18 protein-coding genes are annotated in these 22,424 nt (G+C 54.5%); 2 read left to right on the top strand and 16 right to left on the bottom strand.

Features of this window, described 5'->3' with window-relative positions; translation table 11 throughout:
- Window positions 1-73: 73 nt before the first annotated feature.
- The 16 genes from dnaE to rpsB all read right to left on the bottom strand — a co-directional run bounded on the left by dnaE (window position 74) and on the right by rpsB (window position 18,512).
- Window positions 74-3,580: a DNA polymerase III subunit alpha gene (dnaE, locus tag ACT3T6_RS02415; RefSeq protein WP_193055214.1), complete on the bottom strand. Its 3,507-nt coding sequence runs from the start codon at window positions 3,578-3,580 to the stop codon at window positions 74-76.
- 65 nt (window positions 3,581-3,645) lie between these two features.
- On the bottom strand, window positions 3,646-4,263 hold the full coding sequence (rnhB, locus tag ACT3T6_RS02410; RefSeq protein WP_193055213.1) for a ribonuclease HII: 618 nt from the start codon (window positions 4,261-4,263) through the stop codon (window positions 3,646-3,648).
- On the bottom strand, window positions 4,253-5,425 hold the full coding sequence (lpxB, locus tag ACT3T6_RS02405) for a lipid-A-disaccharide synthase (RefSeq protein ID WP_193055212.1): 1,173 nt from the start codon (window positions 5,423-5,425) through the stop codon (window positions 4,253-4,255). Before lpxB ends, rnhB begins: the two co-directional genes overlap by 11 nt.
- 16 nt (window positions 5,426-5,441) lie before the next feature.
- Window positions 5,442-6,209 (bottom strand): acyl-ACP--UDP-N-acetylglucosamine O-acyltransferase, encoded by a 768-nt coding sequence (gene lpxA, locus ACT3T6_RS02400; RefSeq protein ID WP_193055211.1) that lies wholly within the window; start codon window positions 6,207-6,209, stop codon window positions 5,442-5,444.
- Window positions 6,206-6,649, bottom strand: a complete 444-nt coding sequence (gene fabZ, locus ACT3T6_RS02395; protein WP_087109982.1) for a 3-hydroxyacyl-ACP dehydratase FabZ — start codon at window positions 6,647-6,649, stop codon at window positions 6,206-6,208. The genes lpxA and fabZ overlap by 4 nt, the downstream gene beginning before the upstream one ends.
- A gap of 133 nt (window positions 6,650-6,782) precedes the next feature.
- Window positions 6,783-7,820 (bottom strand): UDP-3-O-(3-hydroxymyristoyl)glucosamine N-acyltransferase, encoded by a 1,038-nt coding sequence (lpxD, locus tag ACT3T6_RS02390; RefSeq protein WP_193055210.1) that lies wholly within the window; start codon window positions 7,818-7,820, stop codon window positions 6,783-6,785.
- Window positions 7,821-7,878: 58 nt separating this feature from the next.
- Window positions 7,879-8,385, bottom strand: coding sequence for an OmpH family outer membrane protein (locus tag ACT3T6_RS02385; RefSeq protein ID WP_087109986.1), 507 nt, complete (start codon window positions 8,383-8,385; stop codon window positions 7,879-7,881).
- A 59-nt stretch (window positions 8,386-8,444) separates the two neighbouring features.
- Window positions 8,445-10,796, bottom strand: a complete 2,352-nt coding sequence (gene bamA / locus ACT3T6_RS02380) for an outer membrane protein assembly factor BamA (RefSeq protein WP_412767875.1) — start codon at window positions 10,794-10,796, stop codon at window positions 8,445-8,447.
- Window positions 10,797-10,896: 100 nt separating this feature from the next.
- A complete protein-coding gene (gene rseP / locus ACT3T6_RS02375; RefSeq protein ID WP_193055209.1) occupies window positions 10,897-12,255 on the bottom strand; it encodes an RIP metalloprotease RseP in 1,359 nt (452 codons plus the stop codon).
- 78 nt (window positions 12,256-12,333) lie between these two features.
- Window positions 12,334-13,530, bottom strand: a complete 1,197-nt coding sequence (ispC, locus tag ACT3T6_RS02370) for a 1-deoxy-D-xylulose-5-phosphate reductoisomerase (protein WP_193055208.1) — start codon at window positions 13,528-13,530, stop codon at window positions 12,334-12,336.
- A complete protein-coding gene (locus ACT3T6_RS02365) occupies window positions 13,527-14,348 on the bottom strand; it encodes a phosphatidate cytidylyltransferase (RefSeq protein ID WP_172118494.1) in 822 nt (273 codons plus the stop codon). Before ACT3T6_RS02365 ends, ispC begins: the two co-directional genes overlap by 4 nt.
- On the bottom strand, window positions 14,341-15,132 hold the full coding sequence (uppS, locus tag ACT3T6_RS02360) for a polyprenyl diphosphate synthase (protein WP_193055207.1): 792 nt from the start codon (window positions 15,130-15,132) through the stop codon (window positions 14,341-14,343). The genes ACT3T6_RS02365 and uppS overlap by 8 nt, the downstream gene beginning before the upstream one ends.
- Window positions 15,133-15,218: 86 nt before the next feature.
- Window positions 15,219-15,776, bottom strand: a complete 558-nt coding sequence (gene frr / locus ACT3T6_RS02355; protein WP_193055206.1) for a ribosome recycling factor — start codon at window positions 15,774-15,776, stop codon at window positions 15,219-15,221.
- Between the two features lie 4 nt (window positions 15,777-15,780).
- Entirely contained in the window at window positions 15,781-16,554 is a 774-nt protein-coding gene (pyrH, locus tag ACT3T6_RS02350) for a UMP kinase (protein ID WP_172118496.1), read from the bottom strand.
- A gap of 121 nt (window positions 16,555-16,675) precedes the next feature.
- A complete protein-coding gene (gene tsf / locus ACT3T6_RS02345) occupies window positions 16,676-17,545 on the bottom strand; it encodes a translation elongation factor Ts (protein WP_193055205.1) in 870 nt (289 codons plus the stop codon).
- Window positions 17,546-17,762: 217 nt separating this feature from the next.
- Complete coding sequence (gene rpsB, locus ACT3T6_RS02340) at window positions 17,763-18,512, bottom strand: 30S ribosomal protein S2 (RefSeq protein ID WP_193055204.1); 750 nt, start codon at window positions 18,510-18,512, stop codon at window positions 17,763-17,765.
- Window positions 18,513-18,880: 368 nt separating this feature from the next.
- Here rpsB and map point away from each other — a divergent pair, with 368 nt between their 5' ends.
- Both map and ACT3T6_RS02330 read left to right on the top strand, forming a co-directional pair.
- The gene (gene map / locus ACT3T6_RS02335) at window positions 18,881-19,672 is read left to right on the top strand and encodes a type I methionyl aminopeptidase (protein ID WP_172118499.1); all 792 of its coding nucleotides are present in this window, start codon (window positions 18,881-18,883) and stop codon (window positions 19,670-19,672) included.
- Window positions 19,672-22,347 (top strand): [protein-PII] uridylyltransferase, encoded by a 2,676-nt coding sequence (locus ACT3T6_RS02330; protein ID WP_193055203.1) that lies wholly within the window; start codon window positions 19,672-19,674, stop codon window positions 22,345-22,347. The genes map and ACT3T6_RS02330 overlap by 1 nt, the downstream gene beginning before the upstream one ends.
- Window positions 22,348-22,424 lie beyond the last annotated feature (77 nt).

The following is a 22,424-nucleotide window of genomic DNA, read 5'->3' as shown; positions in this document are numbered from 1 at the left end:
TATCGCATCCTGACCCTGCCACGCAAGGCAGGGTCTGCTCAACGACACTACCCAACCGTCTTACGGTCAGGTTTTAGCGGTAACGTAGCTGAACCCCCGCCTGCCCTTCCACATCGCGCAACGCAAGCAGCAAGTCATCACTGGGCGCGACTTTCCATTCACCGGCAAGCTCCAGCCAGCCGACGGCTTGGGCATGGCGATACTGCAACCGCACCGGCAAACCGCCATTATCCCGGTAGGGCGCTAAGCTATCGCGCAGACTCTCGACCAAGCGGCCATTGATACGCTCGGCGTCCAGTGCAAGCTCAACGGCATCGCCATAGCGAATACGGGCAGTGACCATAGGTGTTACATCTTTTCCACGCAGTCTCAGCCCGCCAGAGAAATCGTCGCTGGAAACTTCGCCTTCAACAATCAATACCTGATCAGCTTCTATCTGACCACGTAACTGGTCGAATAGCTCACCAAACAACGACGCTTCAATACGCCCGGTGCGATCATCCAGGGTGATAAACGCCATGGTATCGCCACGTTTGGACTTCATGGTACGCATCGCAACCACCAGCCCGGCCACCCGCTGAGGTTCGCGGGAGGGTTTTAAATCGCTAATACGTGTTGATACAAAGCGTTTTAATTCACGCTCATATTCATCAATCGGATGCCCGGTAAGATAAAGCCCGAGGGTATCTTTTTCACCTGAAAGGCGCTCGCGGTCGGTCCATTCTCGCGCACCGAGGTACTCAGTGTAGACGTCGAGCACTTCGTCTTCGGCATCAGCAAAAGCCTCGCCGAACATGTCCAGCATGCCCAGGCTCTGGTTGGTGTGGTTCTGGGCGGCGGCCTTCAGGGCATCTTCCATAGAAGCCGCCAGCACGGCCCGGTTAGGACCAAGGTTATCCAGCGCCCCTGAGCGAATCAGCGCTTCCAGGGTGCGCTTGTTCATACGCTTAGGGTCAAGCCGACGGCAGAAATCGAACAGGTCGGTGAACGGCCCACCCGTCTGACGCGCCTCGACAATTGCCCCGATGGGCCCCTCGCCCACCCCGCGAATCGCCCCCAAGCCGTAAACCACGCGCCCTTCGGTATCCACGGTAAATTTGTAGCCGCCTACGTTAACGTCCGGCGGAGTAACGGTCAGCTTGAGGTTGCGGCACTCCTCGATTAGCGGCACTACCTTATCCAGGTTGTCCATCTCGGTGGACATAACCGCGGCCATAAATGGCCCTGGATAATGGGCCTTCAGCCATGCAGTCTGGTAAGACACCAGCGCGTAGGCGGCAGAGTGCGACTTGTTAAACCCGTAACCGGCGAACTTTTCCACCAGGTCGAAGATATTACCGGCAAGATCCTTATCGATACCATTGGCCGCGCAGCCTTCCATAAAGCCTGAACGCTGCTTGGCCATCTCTTCGGGCTTTTTCTTACCCATCGCCCGGCGCAGCATATCGGCCTGGCCCAGCGAATAACCGGCCATTACCTGAGCGATCTGCATGACCTGCTCTTGGTAAAGGATAATACCGTAGGTAGGCGACAGCACCGGTTTTAACAGCTCGTGCTGGTAATCCGGGTGTGGATAAGATACTTCGGCACGGCCGTGCTTACGGTTGATAAAGTCATCGACCATGCCTGACTGCAACGGGCCGGGGCGGAACAGTGCCACCAGAGCGATCATGTCGTCCAGCGAATCCGGTAGTAGGCGCTTGATCAGCTCCTTCATGCCGCGAGATTCGAGCTGGAAAACGGCCGTGGTTTCAGCACGCTTGAGCATTTCAAACGTTTTGCCATCATCCAACGGAATCGCATCAATGTTCAGCGGTTCCTGGCCATTCACGCCGCGAACCTTATCGACCATCTCAAGCGCCCAGTCGATAATGGTCAGCGTACGCAGCCCCAAAAAGTCGAACTTGACCAGCCCCGCGTCTTCGATATCGTTTTTATCGAACTGAACCACCAGCCCATTGCCGCTTTCATCGCACAGTAAGGGCGAGAAATCGGTCAGCTTGGTGGGCGCGATGACCACGCCGCCCGCGTGCTTGCCGGTGCCCCGGGTCGTGCCCTCAAGCTTGAGGGCCATTTCCCAGATCTCTTCAGCTTCTTCGTCGTTAGCAATGAACTCTTTAAGCGCAGCCTCCTGCTCGATCGCCTTGCCAAGCGTCATGCCCACTTCAAACGGGATCAACTTGGAGAGCTTGTCACCCAGTGAGTACGGCCGGCCCTGAGCACGTGCCACATCGCGTACCACGGCTTTGGCCGCCATGGTGCCGAAGGTAACAATCTGCGATACCGCGTCGCGCCCGTAGCGCTCGGCCACGTACTCGATCACCTTGTCGCGTTTTTCCATGCAGAAATCGACGTCAAAGTCGGGCATGGAAACACGCTCAGGGTTCAAAAAGCGCTCAAACAGCAGGTCGTAGCCGATGGGATCAAGGTCGGTGATCTTTTGCGCGTAGGCAACCAGAGAGCCCGCACCGGAACCTCGCCCGGGCCCTACCGGTACGTTGTTATCCTTGGCCCACTGGATAAAGTCCATGACGATCAGAAAGTAACCGGGGAAGCCCATCTGAATAATAACGTTGAGTTCAAACTCCAGCCGGTCGCGGTAACGCTGATCAATTTCCTTGTATTCGTCACTGTCGCGCGGGTAGCGCTCGACAGGAAACAGGAAGTTCAGACGATCCGTCAGGCCGTCGTGGGAGACCTTGCGGAAAAACTCATCCAGGGTCATTCCCTCAGGGATTTCGAACTCAGGCAAAAATATCTCACCCAGACGTACATCCACGCTGCAGCGCTCGGCAATCATCACGCTGTTTTCCAGCGCCTCGGGGATATCCGAGAACAGTGCTGCCATCTCGTCCGGGCTTTTTAAATACTGCTCTTCGGTGTAGCGGCGTTCACGGCGCGGGTCGTCCAACGCCTTGCCTTCACCAATGGCGACACGCGTTTCATGCGCCCAGAAATCCTCCCGCTCAAGAAAGCGTACGTCATTGGTAGCCACCACTGGCGTGCCGGTATCGATGGCAAGCTTGACGCTGGCATGCACGCACGCCTCTTCAAGCGGACGCCCGGTACGAATCAATTCCAGATAGAAACGATCCGGAAAGGCAACCTGCCACTCTTCAAGCAGCTGGCGCGCTTCACGTTCATGATCGGAAAGCAGGTGACGGCCAATTTCGCCCTCCCGCGCGCCTGAAAGCGCAATCAGGCCTTCACTTTGTTCAAGCACCCAGCGCTTATCCAAAATGGCCCGCCCCTGACGCTGGCCGTGGGTCCAACCCTTGGAGATCAGCTCGGTCAGGTTGCGATAGCCGACATCGTTCATCGCCAGCAGCGTTATACGGTAAGGATGTGACTCATCGTGGGGATTAAAGAGCCATAAGTCACTGCCAATAATGGGCTTGAGTGCGGCCCCTTGAGCGGCCTTGTAAAACTTTACCAGGCCGAACAGGTTTGTTTCGTCGGTTAGCGCCAATGCCGGCATACCGCGATCAAAGGTAGTGCTGACCAACGACTTAAGTTTTACCAAGCCGTCGACCAGGGAGTATTCACTGTGCAAACGTAGATGAACAAACGGTACCGTCATGACACTCTCGGTAGAATCTCGGTAAAAAGAAATGAAATAACGTTAATTTAACGTAGCGACAGCACTTAAATGAGGGCTAATTGGCGCTGAACGGGGGCGAAGCTTCGGCGGTGCTCTTCAAGCGGCCCGTGAGCGGATAGCGCCTCAAGATGCTCTTTCGTTGGGTAGCCTTTGTGACGTGCAAAGCCGTACTCAGGATAGCGCATATCCAGCGCAACCATCTGGGCATCGCGCGCGACCTTGGCAAGAATCGACGCCGCAGCAATGGCGGGATGGCGCGCATCGCCTTTGACTACGGCTTGCCCCGGCAAACTATGTCCCGGCAAACGGTTACCGTCCACCAGCAAGTACTCGGCCGCAGGGGCTAAACCATCAATCGCACGACGCATTGCCAAGTGCGTGGCGTGGTAAATATTGAACTGATCAACTTCGGCAGCGCTTGCCTCAGCGACCACAAAGGCTAACGCCTGTTCGCGTATCAGCACGTCTAACGCTTCACGCTTACGGGCGGTGAGCTTTTTAGAGTCAGTCAGACCGTCAATGGGGCGTGCTGGGTCCAGAATCACCGCTGCGGCCACGACGCTACCGATTAACGGCCCACGCCCAACCTCGTCGACCCCCGCCAAGCGCTCTCCCACATAGGCGATCTCAAGCGGCGGAAAATCGCCTGATTTAGCGGGCATTGTGCTGCTCCAGTGACTGGCCTAAGGCGATAGCGGTGATTGCCTCAGCGGCGCGTTGACTGGCGTTGCGCTGCAAGTCGGCGTGCATCGTTGCAAAGCGTGCCTCTAACGCCAATCGTGCTTCGTGATTGCTAAGCAACTCATAAAGCTGGTCTGCGATAGCTTCCGGTGTCGCCGCGTCCTGAATAAGCTCAGGTACCACGCTTTGCTGCGCGATCAGATTGGGTAGCGATATCCACTGGGTTTTCACCATACGCTTGGCGAGCCAATGGGTGGCCGGTGCCATCTTGTACGCAACCAGCATCGCCCGGTGACACAGCATGGCTTCAAGCGCGGCGGTCCCGGATGCCAGGAGCACGACATCGCTGGCGACCATTGCCTCTCGCGCTTGGCCATTTAACAGCTGCACACGCTCGGCAAGCGTTGGATAGTGAGACAAGAGCGCCTGAATTTCGTCATGACGCAGTGCTGAGGCAGCCGGAATCAAAACCTTTAGCGTGGCATGGCGCTGGCACAGCAGCTCAGCGGCGGCTAAAAACGTATGACCCAGGAAACGTATTTCGCTGCTGCGCGAGCCTGGCAACAAAGCAAGCACCGGCGCATCTTCATCAAGACCTAGTGCCTGTCGCGTTGCGATGCGGTCATTTTCAAGCGGCAGCTCATCGGCAAGCGGATGACCCACGAACACAACAGGAACACTGTGGTGCCGGTAAAAATCGGCCTCAAAGGGCAGCAGAGTGAGCATGCCATCAACGGATTTGGCAATGCCTTTCACACGCCCCTGCCGCCACGCCCAAACAGAAGGGCTGACGTAGTGGGCCGTTTTGATTCCGGCATTACGCAGTTGCTTTTCCAGGCCGAGCGTAAAATCAGGCGCGTCGATACCCACCATGATATCCGGCTGCCAAGCGAGCGCTTCGCGACGCAGCGTGCGGCGCACACCTACCAGCTCAGGCAGGTGTTTGATGACCTCAACCAGCCCCATCACAGAAAGCGTTTCCAACGGAAAGCGGCTTTGCATCCCCTCAGCGATCATGCGAGGCCCGCCAATCCCACGAAACTCAACCTCTGGATGGCGCGACTTAAGTGCACGCATCAGACCAGCCCCAAGGATATCCCCCGAAAGCTCGCCAGCCACCAGATAAACACGCTGCAAGGTCATAAGCGAATGGACATGGTTAGCGCGTAATGCCGCGGGTCGAACGCTCGATAGAGTCAGCGAACTCCGTCACTTCCTCTATATCAAAGCGCGCACGCATCTCTTCAAGCGCTTGCTCGACGGTAAGCCCCTGGCGATAGACCATCTTATAAGCAACGCTCAGTGCATTAATTGCCTCACGGCTAAAGCCGCGGCGTTTTAAGCCGACCAGATTCAGACCACGCGCTTCTGCCGGGTTGCCGTTAATCATGACATAGGCAGGCGTGTCTTTAGTGATAATAGAGCCACCACCCGCCATGGCATGCTCACCAAAGTGACAAAATTGGTGCACGGCAGACAGGCCACCCAGGATAGCGTAATCACCCAGCGTTACGTGCCCGGCGAGCGTTACCTGGTTGGCAAGGATACAGTCATTGCCAATGACACAGTCATGGCCCACGTGTACGTAGGCCATAAACAGATTGCGGGAACCAATCGTCGTTTCACCACGGTCTTGTACCGTACCACGGTGAAGCGTCACGCCTTCACGGATAACGTTATCGTCGCCCATGACCAGACGAGTAGGTTCACCAGCGTACTTTTTGTCCTGACAATCCTCACCTACCGAGGCGAACTGAAAAATACGCGTGCGCTTCCCCAACACAGTGGGTCCTTTGACCACGACGTGCGGGCCGATTATGGAGCCTTCGCCGATCGTGACGTTAGGCCCAATAACACTAAAAGGGCCAACCTCAACGTCATCTGCGAGCGTTGCCGTTGGGTCAACCAGTGCAGTAGGATGTATCAAGCAACCTTCCTCTCAGCACAAATAATTTCTGCTTCACAGGCAAGCTCTCCGTCAACCGTGGCGCGACACGCAAATTTCCAAATGCCTCGCTTGCCACGAATTACGTTAGCCTCCAGTTGAAGCTGGTCACCAGGCATAACCGGGCGCTTGAAACGTACATTGTCGCTACCCACCAGGTAGTACACGTAGCCATCCGCTGGCAGCTTGTTAACTGTTTTAAAGCCTAAAATACCGCAAACCTGGGCCAGTGCTTCGACTACCAGCACACCCGGCATAATCGGATGATGTGGAAAGTGGCCGTTGAAAAATGGCTCGTTAATACTAACGTTTTTGAACGCAACGATGGATTCGCCCACAGTTAATGCTGTCACTCGATCCACCAATAAAAACGGATAGCGGTGGGGCAAGTATTCGCGAATTTCGTTAATATCCATGACCATCGTAACGACCTCAAAATGAAAAACGCCTGATAGGCATCAGGCAAATACCAGCACTTCGTCTGGTTAAAGGGCAAGGAATTATACCCTGCCGCCCTCTCGTCTCAAGCTACTTACTTAGTAAACAATATGGCTTTTAGGTGTCACGCGTCGTTTTTTCCAGCCGAGACAACCGCTTGGCTATATCATCCAACTGCTTAAACCGCACCGCATTTTTACGCCACTGCGAATTACTCATTGCCCCCGTACCTGACGAGTAGACACCGGGAGTATGAATCGAATTGGTCACAAGGCTCATTCCGGTGACCTGAACGCCATCACAAATCGTTAGGTGGCCTGATAATCCAACCCCCCCACCCAACATGCAGTGCTTGCCTACTTTGGTGGACCCTGCAATACCGACACAGCCTGCCAAAGCGCTATGGGCACCAATAGTGACGTTATGAGCGATTTGTACCTGACTATCGATTTTAACGTCATCGCCAATCAGGGTATCGCCTAGCGCACCACGGTCAATGCTTGAGCAACTGCCAACTTCGACATTATCACCCAGCACAACGCCACCTAACTGGGCAATTTTGTGCCAACCTTCACCGTCGTGGGCAAATCCAAAACCGTCTCCACCAATCACACAGCCACTTTGTAAAATGACCCGCTTGCCAATAATCACGCCATGACACACGGTCACATTGGCATGCAGCCGAGTATTTTCGCCGATAACGCTATCAGCCCCAACGACACTCCCAGCGCCCACCACAACGTGGTCACCCAGTGTTACGCCCGCTTCTACTACGGCGTGGGCCTGGATCGAGACGCCTTCACCCAGCGTTACGCTGTCGGCAACGACCGCGGTGGGATGGATACCGGCCTTATCACGTGCAGGCAATGGGTCAAATAGCTGAGAGAGTTTGGCATACCCCAGGTAGGGGTTTTCCATCTCAAGCTTTGGTACCGGGCAACTCTTGCCATGCTCAGGGTGAAGCAGCACGGCTGCCGCCTGAGTGGTGGCCAAATCCTTGAGGTAAGCGCGATTTGTTAAAAAGGCCACTTGATCAGATGTGGCCTCTTTAAGTGTTGCTAAACCACGAATGGGTAGCGCGGCATCACCTTCAAAGGTGACCCCTAAATGGCGAGCAATGTCCGCAAGTGTAAGATGGTGAGATGCGTGCGTCATGGGAGCCCAATAAAGCAATAGTGCAGCACAGCTACACCAACAGTCATTAAAAAATTAATTACATCGAATCAAATATTTGCGTAACTTCATCAGTCACATTAGGCAAATCAACCGAGGAATGAAGCACTCCTTGAGGCTCAACCAATACATCAATATTGTGACGGTTCAGCACTTGCTCCACCGCTTGCTCAAGCTTGAGTTCCGCACCTTCCAGAAACTGCTGCTCTGAACGCTGCTGAGCCTCCATAACATCACGACGTAACTGCTCAAAACGCGAACCTTTCTGCTGCAGCTCAGCGATCAGTGTTTCACGCTGCGACTGAGACATCGTTTCGCCTTCGCGCTGCAAGCGTTCTTGCAACTGCTGTAACTCATTTCCCAGGCTTTGGGCTTCACTCTGCTGACTGCCAATCTGGTTTTCCAGCTGATTTAGCGAGGTTTGTGCCGACTGGGTATTCATCAGCGCAGCTCGCCAATCCAGCACGGCAACCTCTGCAGCTTCTGCTGCATGAACCGGTAAAACAATCGCACCAAATAAGCACACGGCCGCTGTCAGTTTACGCATCGAGTCACTTCCTTATCATCAAGCGGGGGCGCTACCAAGGGCGCGCCCCTTTAGCAAAGTTAGAATGTTTGTCCCAGCGAGAACTGGAAGAACTGTGTGTCATCACCGCTTTTGTCTTTAAGCGGCTCCGCGATGCTAAAGGTCAGCGGACCAACCGGTGTTAACCAGGAAAGGCCAACGCCCACACTATAGCGCAAATCGCCCAGGTCGACGCCAGAACTACACTGCTGACGACCCACATCAGCTTCTAATACCTTGTAGCAGGAGCTCAAGAACGTATTACCGGCATCCAGGAACAGCGAAGGCTGCACAGAACGCTGGTTTTCTACAAAAGGCATGGGGAAGATAACTTCGGCACTACCTTCCACCAACACATTACCGCCCATTGTGCGATCACGCCCCCCTTCAACACCCGGCGTGGTAGGTTGCCCCAATGTATTGGATGTAAAACCACGTACCGATCCTAAACCACCTGCGTAAAAATTCTCATAGAAGGGAAAAGGATCGTTTGAATCAAACGTATTGGCATAGCCAAGGTTACCGCTAAACTTAAGCGCCCAACTCTCATCGTTATTGAGCGGATATAGCTGCTGAGCCCGAGCGCGCAGCTTATAGTACTCTGCATCGCCGCCCGGCACGCCGGTTTCAAGCGACAGGCGCTGATAGTTACCGGCTGTCGGCATCACGCCTCGGTTAAGGTTGTTACGCGTCCAGCTCGCCGTGAGTTTAAGGCTTTGAGCGCGCTCCCCTTCGTCATCCACATAGCGATGAATTTCTGACGCCGTATCGTTGTAAGTTTTAATTTTAAGCTCTTCAATGCTCGCCCCGAAGTTGAGGCGAGACAGCTCACTTACCGGATAGCCGAAGTTGATACCCGCGCCGTACGCATCGGTCGAGTAGGTAGAGATATCCGAGTCGGCATAGTCCGTTTCACGGTAAAATATGTTGTAGCCGCGAGAAATACCGTCAAGTGTCCAGTAAGGATCCGTGAAGGCAAAGTTGACGCTGGTGAAGGTGTCGCTGCGCTGCGCGCCAACATTGACCCGGTTACCCGTACCCAGGAAGTTGTTTTGTGCCAGTCCAACCCCGTAGATTACCCCGGCGCTTTGCGAAAAGCCCACGCTGGCAGACACCGAGCCTGAGGGCTGCTCTTCCACACTGTAGGTGACGTCCAACTGATCAGGCTGACCTGGTACCGGCTGGGTATCCACTTCTACCTGGCTAAAGAAGCCAAGCCGTTCAAGGCGCTGGCGCGACTGAGTAATTGAGTCGGTCGACGCGGGGGCGCCTTCCATTTGAACCATTTCCCGACGCAGCACTTCGTCCTGGGTGGTGGTATTACCATAAAACTCAATACGTCGAACATAAGTCCGCTGGCCAGGTTCAACCGCGATGACCAGGTCAACCGTTTCACCGTCATCCGCCATTTCAGGAATACCCTGAATATCGGCGAATGCAAAACCTTCAGCACCCAAACGCTGGCGTAGCGCTTCGGTCGATGCGTTCACCTGACCACGAGAGAAAATGTCTCCGCTATGGATCTCCATGAGTTGGCGTGCTTCGCTTTCGCTGATTTGCATATCACCCACAAAACGGACATCACCTACTCGATATTGGTTACCCTCATCAACATTAAGCGTAACAAATATTTCGGACTTTTCAGGCCCAATAGAGACTTGCGTGGAGGTAACATCAAAATTTACATAGCCACGATCAAGATAGAAGGTGCGAAGGCGCTCGATATCGCCCGATAACGCTTCACGCGAGTACTCATCACTTGAAAACCAGCCAAAGAAGCGCCCCGGCTTGTCGTTCAGCTCAAAAACATCGCGCAGCGTTTCATCGTCAAAATCTTCATTGCCAACAATATTAATCTGGCGAATCTTGGCAACCTCGCCTTCATTAATATTGATATTGACCTGTACACGCCCTTCATCAACCTGTTCAACCTCGGCCGTAATGCGAGCACTGTAGCGTCCCTGGGCTTGGTAAACACCTTCAAGCTCACGCTGAATCTCTTCAAGGGTCGAGAGTTGCAACACTTGCCCTTCCGACAATCCTGACTGACGTAAGCCGTTACGCAGGTCCTCTTCTGAAATCTGCTTATTGCCAGTGAGGTTCAAGCGCGCGATGGTCGGTCGTTCAACTACCTGAATAACCAATACATCGCCTTCGCGAGCTAGCGAAACATCTTCAAATAAACCAGTGGCAAACAAATCGCGTGCGGCTGACGCTAGCTGCTGCTCGCTAACCCGATCATTCGTACTGACAGGAAACGCATTAAAGACCGATGCAGCGGATACCCGCTGTAGTCCTTCCACTCGAATGTCCGAAACATCAAAGGATTGTGCCTGGGCGCCGCTAGCGCCTACCAGCAAGAGTGCTGCCATTCCAAGGGTCTTGATTTTCATGCTGTCAGTTCGCTCGCGTTGGTCTGCCTATCACGTTAGATAAGCACCATATACATTTGTGCAGGCAGATGACAAGGCATCCTGCGCGCTACACGCGTCATTACCAAAGGCGCATCAGATCAAAATACAGAGCCATCACCATCAGGCCGCCAACCATGGCAAGCCCAATGCGTAATCCAATGGCTTGGGTTTGTTCAGAGACCGGCCGCCCACGTACGATTTCCAAAAAATAGTAAAGCAAGTGTCCACCATCGAGCACCGGAATAGGCAATAAATTAAGCACGCCAAGGCTGATGGACAAATAGGCTAAAAAGCCTACAAAGGCTTCCATTCCGGCACGGGCCGAATCACCCGAAATTTGCGCAATCGTAATAGGACCGGAAAGGTTGGAAGGTGAAATCAAACCTACCAACATTTTACGAATCGCATCAACGGTTAATAAAATCATATCACCGGTACGCGATAGCGCTTGTCCAACCGCTTCGATAGGCCCATAACGAATTTCGCGCTGTAGCGACTCAGGCCACGTTACCGACTCAACGCCTGCACCAATGTACCCAACCTCACCGCCACTCTCCAGCAGATTGCTGCCCGGCGTTAGTATTAGTGTGCCCTGCTCGCCATTTCGCTCATAGGCTACGCTAAGCGTTTCACCCGCACTACGGCGGATCATCGTGACAAACTGCATCCAATCTTCCACCGGCGTGCCGTCAATCGCAATAATATGATCGCCTGCTTGCAACCCCGCATTGGCGGCAGCTTCGCCATCGACCACCTGGCCTAATACTGCAGGGAATTCTGGCTGCCAAGGCGTCATACCCAAGGATTGCAGTGGCTGGGGCGGGTCCTGGCGGGCCAAGTAGTTATCGACCTCCAGCGCGTAAGCTCGTTCACTGCTACTGCCCTCAGGCAACACATTGATGGTTAGCGAGCCACTAAAACCAATCATCGAGATAAGCTTTAGGTTGACCTCCTCCCAGGAGCGTACGGCGTCATTTTGAATAGCGATAATTTCGTCGCCGTGGGCAAGGCCTGCTTCAGCTGCCGGCGAATCAGGCAGCACATCTCCCACCATGGGAGCGACCACGGTCGTCCCGGATACAAAGAGCGCCCAGTAGGCAACAATAGCCAACAGGAAATTTGCCAAAGGCCCAGCGGCAACAATGGCGATACGCTGCCATACCGTTTTGCGATTAAAGGCCTGGTCAAGCTGATCTTCCGGTACCGGCGCTTCACGCTCGTCCAACATTTTGACATAGCCGCCCAGCGGAATGGCCGCTATCGCGTACTCCGTCCCCTGGCGGTCGACGGTGGACCAGAGCGGTTTGCCAAAACCCACCGAAAAACGTAACACCTTGACGCCACAGCGGCGCGCCACCCAAAAGTGGCCAAACTCGTGAAAGGTGATCAACAAACCCAGCACGACGATGATCGCTAAAATGTTTTGTAACAGGCCCACAATAAACTCCCTGGCACCCTGCACATCAGCCGATGCTTAAGTGACCTACTTGCTTCTCAATATTCGGTACGGCAGTGTCTAGCCTGCTTGTAACATGACCCTTTGCGCTGCCTGCTGACGCGCCCAGTGGTCTGCAGCCAAGATATTTTCAATCGTATCGGCGCTGCCTGCATAGGGCTGCGATACAACCTCTTCAACCACGTTGGCTATTTCACCAAAGCTGAGCCTTTCCGCCAGGAACGCCTCAACAGCGACTTCATTGGCGGCATTGAGAATCGCCGGCGCGGCACCGCCCTTCTGTATGGCTTCACGGGCCAAGCGTAGGCAGGGAAAGCGCGCTTCATCCGGTGCTTCAAAATCCAGCTGCGCGATCTGGAACAGATCCAGGGCTTCTACACCGGCCTCAATACGCTCGGGCCATGCCAGTCCATAGGCAATGGGTATACGCATATCCGGGTTGCCCAGCTGGGCGATGACAGAGCCATCAATGTAAGCTGCCATGGAGTGAATCACACTCTGCGGATGCACTACCACCTGAATTTGCTCGGGCGTTGCATCAAACAGCCAGCACGCTTCAATTAATTCAAGGCCTTTGTTCATCATGGTGGCGCTATCAACCGAAATCTTGCGCCCCATCGACCAGTTAGGATGGGCGCAGGCCTGGTCGGGCGTCGCATTGGCAACCTTGTCCGCACTCCAGGTGCGAAAAGGCCCGCCAGACGCTGTTAGTAGCAGCTGTCGAACGCCGTGACGCTCAAGCCCGCCGCGATGTTTTACCGGCAGGCACTGATAGATAGCATTATGCTCAGAATCGATAGGCAACAGCGTGGCGCCAGAGCGCTCAACCGCCTGCATGAACAGCGCGCCGCTCATCACCAGCGCTTCTTTATTAGCAAGTAGTACACGCTTGCCCGCTTCTGCAGCGGCCAGCGCAGGCAGCAGCCCCGCTGCCCCAACGATGGCGGCCATAACGGCATCGACACACGCCTCACGGGCAACCTGGCAGAGTGCTTCACGACCCGCCAGCACGACGGTCGGTTGGTCAGCGTCATCAAGCGCTTGGCGAAGCCATTGCGCATCGTCACTATGATCGAGTACCGCGATACGGGGATGATGGGCCAGGCACTGTTCCAGAAGCACTTCCCTGGAGGTATGTGCCGTCAACGCATACACCCGATAACGCTCGGAATGACGGGCGATGACATCCAGGGTGCTCACCCCGATAGAACCGGTTGAGCCCAACACGGTAATCCACTGGCAGGACGATTGACTCATAAGACAGGCACCTGCCCTTGAAGAACGGGCAAATAGAGCAGCGCAAAGAGCGGAATCGCCGCCGTCAAGCTATCAATCCGGTCCAGCACGCCGCCATGGCCCGGTAGCAGCTGGCTTGAGTCCTTGATGTCTCGGTAGCGTTTGAGCATGCTTTCCAGCAGATCACCCAGCACTGAAATAAGCGTGACAATAACGGTGACTACCACCAAGCCAACAGCTACACCCGGGGTTAACGACTGCCAAAAGGCGAAGACAAGCGCCAGTAGCGTGGTGGCAACCAACCCGCCAATAACGCCTTCCCAGGACTTACCGGGGCTAACCCTTGGGGCGAGCTTGCGCTTACCAAAACGACGCCCGGCAAAATAGGCGCCGATATCCGCCGCCCACACCAGCAGCAATACAAATAACAGCCATACGCCGCCGCTATCGCGCAGAATATTAAAGCCGACCCAGCAGGGCAGTAGCACCCATAGCCCCATCGCCAAGCGGCGTGGCGTTGACTGCCACTGCAGCCCTTTTCCCGGGTAATGGGTCACCCAGTAAAGATTAACCAGCCAGCCAAGGGCGGCGCACCATAAAGGCCATACTGCAAACGCGGCACCGGTAAGCCACATCAGTAGCATCACCACCGCAAGCCCGGCGACCAGTTGAACACGCTGACGCTGCCGGATAACGCCAGCCAGGTTCGTCCACTCCCAAGCCCCAAGCAACACCATCAAAGCGGTAAAAAGCGCAAACGCGCCACCTTGCAATCCAAACAGCCCCACCAGCACCAAGGGCGCCAGCCAGGCTACGGTTATAATCCGCTGTCTAAGCACCTTGCGCCTCTATTTGTTCGTCGGTCATGCCAAAACGCCGACGCCGCTGACAAAAGTCGTACAGCGCACTGTCCAGCGCATCGGCACCGAAATCGGGCCAGAGTAAGGGCGAGAAATGCAGCTCAGCATACGCTAACTGCCACAGCATAAAATTCGACAATCGCTGTTCGCCACTTGTTCGGATACACAGGTCAACAGGAGGCACATGGTCTGCTTCCATTGCCCTGTCAAAGCAGGCTTCATCGATATCGCCAGGCTGTAACTCACCGGCGGATACCTGCCCAGCCAAATGTCGCGCTGCACGTGCGATGTCCCACTGCCCGCCGTAGTTGGCAGCGATCACCAGGTGCATGCCGGTATTATCTGCGGTCAGCGCTTCTGCACGCTGTATATACTTCTGAATGGCGTGAGAGAAGCCACGCCGCTCACCAATAATCGTTAGCCGAATATTGCGCTCATTAAGCTTTTTAACTTCGCGCTTGAGCGCCATCAAAAAGAGCTCCATCAACGCATTCACTTCAGCCGCTGGACGTTTCCAGTTCTCGCTTGAAAAGGCAAACAGGCTCAGCGTATTTACCTGGCGCTCGGCTGCGCGCTGAATGACCGCTCTGACGGCTTCGACGCCTGCACGATGACCACGTACGCCAGAGAGGCCGCGGGCCTTTGCCCAGCGATTATTGCCGTCCATTATGATCGCGACATGCGACGGCAGTGCTTCACCCAGGCACTTGGGTGGCGTGCTTGCGTCGTCCGGCGGTTCTTGAGGAAACTGCGGTGACGTCATGAGGTCTCGCACAAAAGCTCAGTCATAGTAAAGCCATAGGCCTAGCGGGCAGCCTGGCTACCCGCAGCTAAATAAAAGGCAGGTGCTTATACCTGCATCAAGTCCTGCTCTTTCGCGGCAAGCGCTTTATCGATTTCGGCAATATATTTGTCGGTCAGCTTTTGGATTTCATCTTCACCCTGACGCTGATCGTCTTCGGTAATCTCTTTGTCCTTTAGCAAGGATTTGAAATCACCGTTGGCATCGCGACGCACGTTACGCACAGCCACGCGAGCATTTTCAGCTTCGCTACGTGCCTGTTTGATATATCCCTTACGCGTCTCTTCGGTCAACATCGGCATCGGCACACGAATAACGTTGCCTGCACTTGACGGGTTCAGACCCAGATCAGCGGTCATGATGGCCTTTTCAACCTTAGGCGCCATACCCTGTTCCCAGGGAGATACCGCCAGCGTACGCGCATCTTCAACGTTCACCGAGGCTACCTGGTTAAGCGGCACTTGGCTGCCGTAATAATCAACGGTAACGGCATCCAGAATACTCGGATGAGCACGCCCGGTACGGATTTTGTTGAAGTTGCTATGCAGCGCATCAACACTTTTTTTCATACGAGACTCTGCGTCTTTCTTAATATCGTTGATCACGTTATTACCCTCTATCTATCAGCGTGCCTTCCTTGCCCCCTACTACCAAATTCAGCAGGGCACCAGGCTTATTCATATCAAATACCCGCACCGGCATATCATGGTCACGTACCAGGCAGATGGCGGTCAAATCCATAACGCCTAGCTTTTGGTCCAGAGCGTCATCGTAGGAGAGCTGATCATATTTTACGGCATCAGCATGTTTTAGGGGGTCCTTGTTATACACCCCGTCCACTTTGGTCGCTTTAATGACCACATCCACATCCACTTCAATACCGCGCAAACAAGCAGCCGAGTCGGTTGTGAAAAATGGATTACCGGTTCCTGCCGAAAACAGTACCACGTCTCCTGACGTTAAATAACGGATGGCAGTGCGGCGGTCATAATGCTCTACCACACCACTCATGGGAATCGCCGACATTACCCGCGAACGAATATTTGAACGCTCCAGTGCATCGCGCATGGCCAACGCGTTCATGACCGTTGCCAGCATTCCCATGTGGTCGCCTGTGACCCGATCCATTCCGGCTTCGCTGAGCGCTGCACCTCGAAACAGGTTGCCGCCTCCAATCACGATCCCGACCTGCACACCAATACCCACCAGCTGGCCGATTTCCAGCGCCATACGGTCTAACACTTTAGGGTCAATACCAAAATCGTGCTCTCCCATTAGCGCCTCGCCTGAAAGTTTCAGCAAAATACGCTTGTATTTTGACTTCGACTTTTCAAGCTTATGGGGCACAACAAGCGGGGTAGGCTCTTGAACATCTCGTGACATGGCATCTCTCCTGAAGCAGACTTGGACACAGGTGGGCGAAGCAACCCCCTATTTAGCAGGGGCCGGATACACGAAGGCGTGCGCTTACGCGCACGCCATCTTCTGACTAGAACGTCTGACCTTAACGACGGCCAGCCTGTTCCATAACTTCTTTAGCGAAGTCGACTTCTTCTTTCTCAATACCTTCACCCACTTCAAAGCGCGTGAAGCTAACCACTTCGCCACCGGCTGATTTAACAAACTCAGCAACGGATTGGTTCGGATCTTTAACAAACGGCTGCTCGGTCAGGCTGTTCTCTGCCAGGTATTTCTTCAGGCGGCCTTGAACCATTTTCTCAGCAATCTGCTCAGGCTTGCCTGCCATATCCGGCTGACCCAGGATGATGGCTTTCTCTTGATCCAGCTGCTCTTGCGGCATATCGGCCGGGTGAGCAACGGCTGGGTTAATAGCTGCCACGTGCATAGCAACGTCTTTCGCTGCTTCTGCAGTACCGCCATTAAGTACGGTCAAAACGCCAATGCGGCCACCGTGAACGTAGGCACCGACCAAGCCGCCGTCAACGGCGTTGACAACTACCGCGCGACGTACGCCGATGTTCTCACCGATTTTCTGAACCAGCTGCTCGCGGGCAGCTTCAAGGTCGCCCGCCATAACGGCAGCAACATCTTCGCTTTTCGCGGCAAAGAAAGCGGCGGCGATTTTGTCAGCGAACGCAATGAAGTTGTCATCACGCGCAACAAAGTCAGTCTCGGAGTTGATTTCAACCATTACGCCGTAGCTACCGTCTTCTGCTACACGGGTAACAACAACACCCTCTGCAGCAACACGATCGGCTTTCTTCGCGGCTTTTAAGCCTGAATTTTTACGCAGGTTTTCGATCGCGACTTCAATATCACCGTCGGTTTCGGTGAGTGCTTTTTTACACTCCATCATGCCGAGACCAGTACGTTCGCGCAGTTCCTTGACCTGAGAGGCGCTGATAGCTGCCATGAGAATTCACCTCGGAAATGGTTCTATGAGAGTTAAACGCCCTACAGAGTATAGCCACGATAAATGACTATCATATATCACTTTGAAGGTCGCTTGCCGGTGCTTGGTGTCCGGCGTAATCGGCCCACCCGGATGTTCATCCAAAGCGGGAAAAAGGGGGCATAGGCCCCCTCTTCAACACGATGCGGCTTAACTACCCGCCGCAACCGCTACTATCTTACTCAGCAGCAGCGTCAGTGTCGGCTGAAGCCGCTTCTTCGGTCACTTCAACGAACTCGTCCGGACGACCTTCTTTCGCACGACCACACGCGTCAGCAATCGCTTTCACGTAGATCTGAATAGCGCGAATGGAGTCATCGTTACCCGGGATAACGTAATCAACGCCATCAGGGTTAGAGTTGGTATCAACCACGCCAATAACCGGGATACCCAGCTTGTTGGCTTCGTTGATCGCGATGCGCTCGTGGTCAACGTCGATAACGAACAGTGCGTCCGGCAGGCCGCCCATGTTCTTGATACCACCGATAGAACGCTCAAGCTTATCTTGCTCACGCGTTGCCATCAGGACTTCTTTCTTGGTCAGCTTGTCGAACGTGCCGTCTTCGCGCATGGTTTCAAGTTCGCGCAGACGCTTGATAGACTGACGAATAGTCTTGAAGTTAGTCAGCATACCGCCCAACCAGCGATGGTTGACGAACGGCTGACTAACGCGATTCGCTTCTTCTTTGATGATCTTGCTAGCGCTACGCTTGGTGCCAACAAACAAAATTTTGTTGTTGGATGCCGACATCTTCTCAACCACATCAACGGCTTCGTTCAGCGCCGGAAGAGTGTGCTCAAGGTTGATGATGTGAATCTTGTTGCGTGCGCCGAAGATGAATTTGTTCATCTTCGGATTCCAGTACTTAGTCTGGTGACCGAAGTGAGCACCTGCTTTGAGCAGGTCACGCATATTAACGTGAGACATGGTAAAACTCCTGAAACTCGGGTTAGGCCTCCACGCACCCCATGGATCCGACCATTGACCACGTATAAAACGTTATCAGCGGCACCCGGGACCATGTGTCGGTGCATGTGTGTTTTCAAGGCTTGCTATTAAGCAGCGTCTTCAAAGTGAACCCGCTGCGGGTTGTTCGCCTTGCCATGATCGCCGACTCACCACAAAGAAGCGAGCGAGCGATTGCAGGAAAGCGCGCGGCTTTATACCATAGATCATTACCAAGATGAAGTCACAGCCCGTGTTACGATGTTTATTTGTCACTTAATACTGTCGCTTTAACGCTGTCATTTAATGCTGTTACTTACTACCTCAGCCTGAACCCATATCGAGAATTCATGAACGTTCCTATCAAGACACCTTCAGAAATCGAGAAAATGCGCGAAGCCGGGCGCCAAGCCGCCAGCGTGCTGGAAATGATTGCTCCTTACATACAAGAAGGCGTAAGCACCGGCGATATTGATAAGCGTTGTCACGACTATATTGTTAACGAACTGGGCTCGGTTCCCGCTCCGCTCAACTATCACGGTTATACCCACGCCACGTGCATCTCGCTCAACCATGTGGTGTGTCATGGCTTTCCGGATTTTAATAAAAAGCTCAAGAAAGGTGACATCCTGAACCTGGACATTACCGTTAAAACCCCTGATGGCTATCACGGTGACTCCAGTGCCATGTTTATCATCGGCGAAACCATACAGGGCGAGCGCTTGTGCCGGATTACCCAGGAGTGCTTGTATAAAAGCATCGCGCTGGTAAAGCCAGGCGTACGCCTTTCAGAGCTTGCGCGAGTGATTCAAAAGCACGCCGAAGGGCATGGCTACTCGGTCGTTCGCGATTTCTGCGGCCACGGTATTGGGGCAGGCTTTCATGAAGATCCCCAATTCCTGCATTACGATGGTTACGCACCAGACGCTGATATCGCCTTAGAGGCTGGCATGTGCTTTACCATCGAACCCATGATCAACGTGGGTGGCTACAAAACCAAAGTCTTGCGCGATGGCTGGACCGCCGTTACCAAGGACAAGAGCCTTTCAGCGCAATGGGAGCACACCTTGCTGGTCACCGAGACCGGGGTTGAAGTACTGACCGCGCGTAGCGATGAAGACTTTAGTTTTTTAGATAACTAATGCTCCTCCACCACCACCGGTTCGAGCCGGATACGTCGCTTTACGACCTTGAGGCTTTTCGTACAGAGCTATCCGGCTCGCGCTCACCCATAGCGCCGTTTAAAACGGCGCTTCGTGAGCTCCAGGCCAAGCTGGATGACCGGTTTCGTGCGGGCGCCGATATACGCGACCTGGTGCGGGGGCGGGCCTGGTACTTGGATCAACTGCTCGCCATTGCCTGGGCGCAGCACGCCTGGCCAGATGACGGCGTCGCACTGATTGCTGTTGGCGGCTATGGCCGAGGGGAGCTACACCCCCATTCGGATATCGACCTTCTGCTGCTGCTTGAAGATGACGACGACACCGCTTACCGCGAACCACTCACTGCCTTTATCACTTTTTTATGGGATATCGGCCTGGAAATCGGCCACAGCGTACGCTCATTAAACGACTGCGAGCGTGAAGCCAAGGCGGATGTCACCGTCATCACCAACCTGCTTGAGTCCCGCCTGATTGCAGGCCCTGCATCACTGCGCGAAAAAATGCGCGAGCGCTTAAGCGCCGAGCACATTTGGCCGGCCGACCGTTTTTTTGAAGCCAAATGGCAAGAGCAGATTGCTCGCCACTACCGTTACAACAATTCCGAATACCACCTTGAGCCGAACCTGAAGAGCTCACCTGGCGGCCTACGCGATATTCAGATGATTGGCTGGGTCGCTAAGCGCCACTTCGGTACAGAACAGTACACCGACATTGTCGCCAACGGTTTTATGAACGATGCCGAATTGCGTATCTTAAGCCAGGGCCAGGCGTTTTTGTGGCAGGTGCGTTATGCGCTGCATATGTTGACCGACCGCGCCGAAGACCGCCTGCTGTTTGATCATCAACGCACGATTGCTGAGCTGTTTGGCTTTAAAGATACGCCCGAGCGGTTAGCCGTTGAGCAGTTCATGAAGCGCTACTATCGCCACGTAACGGCGCTGGCCGGGCTTAACGACATGCTGCTTCAGCACTTCGACGAAGTGATTTTGCGCGGCAAAGAGGCGCTGGAAACCATCCAGCTCAACGAGCGCTTTGAAACCAAGGGCGGCTATATTCAAGCACGCTCGCGCACGCTGTTTCGCGAGCAGCCTGAAGCCATGCTGGAGCTATTTCTGCTCATGGCCAGGCACCCGGAAATCGAAGGCGTACGGGCGGACACCATTCGCTTGATTCGCGACCACCGCCATCAGATTGATGATCACTACCGCGATGATCCTCACCATCAGCGGCTGTTTATGGAAATACTGCGCGCCCCCGGCAACGTACCGCGCCAGCTACGGCGCATGAACCGCTACGGCATACTGGGCAAGTACCTGCCCGAATTTGGCCGAGCCGTAGGATTGATGCAGCATGACCTGTTCCACATCTACACCGTGGATGCGCATACGCTGCGTCTGCTGAAGTTTTTACACGGCTTTCGCAAAGCCGATGCCAAAGACGACTTTCCCGTGGCGGCTGCGCTCATCCACCAGCTTCCCAGGCTGGACATTTTGTGGATAGCGGGCCTGTTTCACGATATCGGCAAGGGTCGCGGGGGCGACCATTCGGAAATCGGCGCCAAAGACGTTACGCATTTTTGTCAGCACCACCATGTTTCAGCCCACGATACAAAGCTTGCCAGCTGGCTGGTCGAGCACCATTTACTCATGTCGATGACCGCTCAGAAGCGCGACATTAGCGACCCTGACGTGATCCGCGACTTTGCACTGATCGTGCGTAACGAAATGCGTCTGGATTACCTGTATGTGCTCACCGTGGCCGATATTAACGCCACCAACCCCACGCTTTGGAACGGCTGGCGGGCATCGCTTTTGCGCCAGCTATATGCTGAAACCAAGCGCGCCTTACGCCGCGGGCTAAAAAACCCACCGGACCGTGATGACTGGGTACGGGAAACACGCTCTGAAGCACGCTCGCTACTCCAGAACATGGGGCTTGGGCGCGCGCAGATTGATGCATTGTGGGAACCGCTTGGGGAAGACTATTTCCTCCAGTACGCGCCCAGCGAGATTGCCTGGCAAACCCAAGGCATCCTGGCGCATAACGCCTCCCCCTTGCCGCTGGTATTAATCAGCGCACCGACGCTTGATATGGCAGAGGGCGGCACTAAAGTGTTTATCCACACACGCTCGGTGGATGACCTGTTTGCCGCCACCGCCGCCGCCATGGAGCAGCTCGGGCTCTCCATTCATGATGCCCGCATTGCTACCTCGCGCAATAACTGGACGCTAAACACCTTTATTGTGCTGGATAGCCACGGTCAACCGATTCGCGACACGGCGCGTATTGAAGAGATGCGTCAGCACTTAATCGAAGAGCTGGATGACCCAGACGACTACCCAGAAATTGTGACCCGCCATACGCCGCGTCAGTTAAAGCACTTCAAGGTACCCACCGAAGTGCTGATTGAGCAAGACCCGGCTAACGAGCGCACACTCCTTGAGCTAACGGCCCCTGACCGACCAGGGCTACTGGCCCGCGTAGGGCGTATTTTTATGGAGCAGGGCATCGCCCTCTCCGCGGCTAAAATCGCCACGCTGGGCGAGCGTGTTGAGGACGTTTTCTTTATCACCACGAAAGCAGGCGAACCCTTAACCGACCCAATACGCCAGCAAGAGCTGCGCGAGCGATTAATTGAGGTGCTGGGCGTGTAAACACGTAAAGACGCCGTGCCCCGTGGTTAAATTTGAGCCCAACCCCGAGGCTTGCTTATAATCGGCGCTTAGCCTGC

Origin of the sequence: Halomonas sp. 72 (assembly GCF_052379785.1) — a bacterium.
Taxonomy (GTDB): domain Bacteria; phylum Pseudomonadota; class Gammaproteobacteria; order Pseudomonadales; family Halomonadaceae; genus Vreelandella; species Vreelandella citrativorans.
The sequence above is the reverse complement of the archived record's forward strand: the minus strand, read 5'-3'. Positions and strand labels throughout refer to the sequence as shown.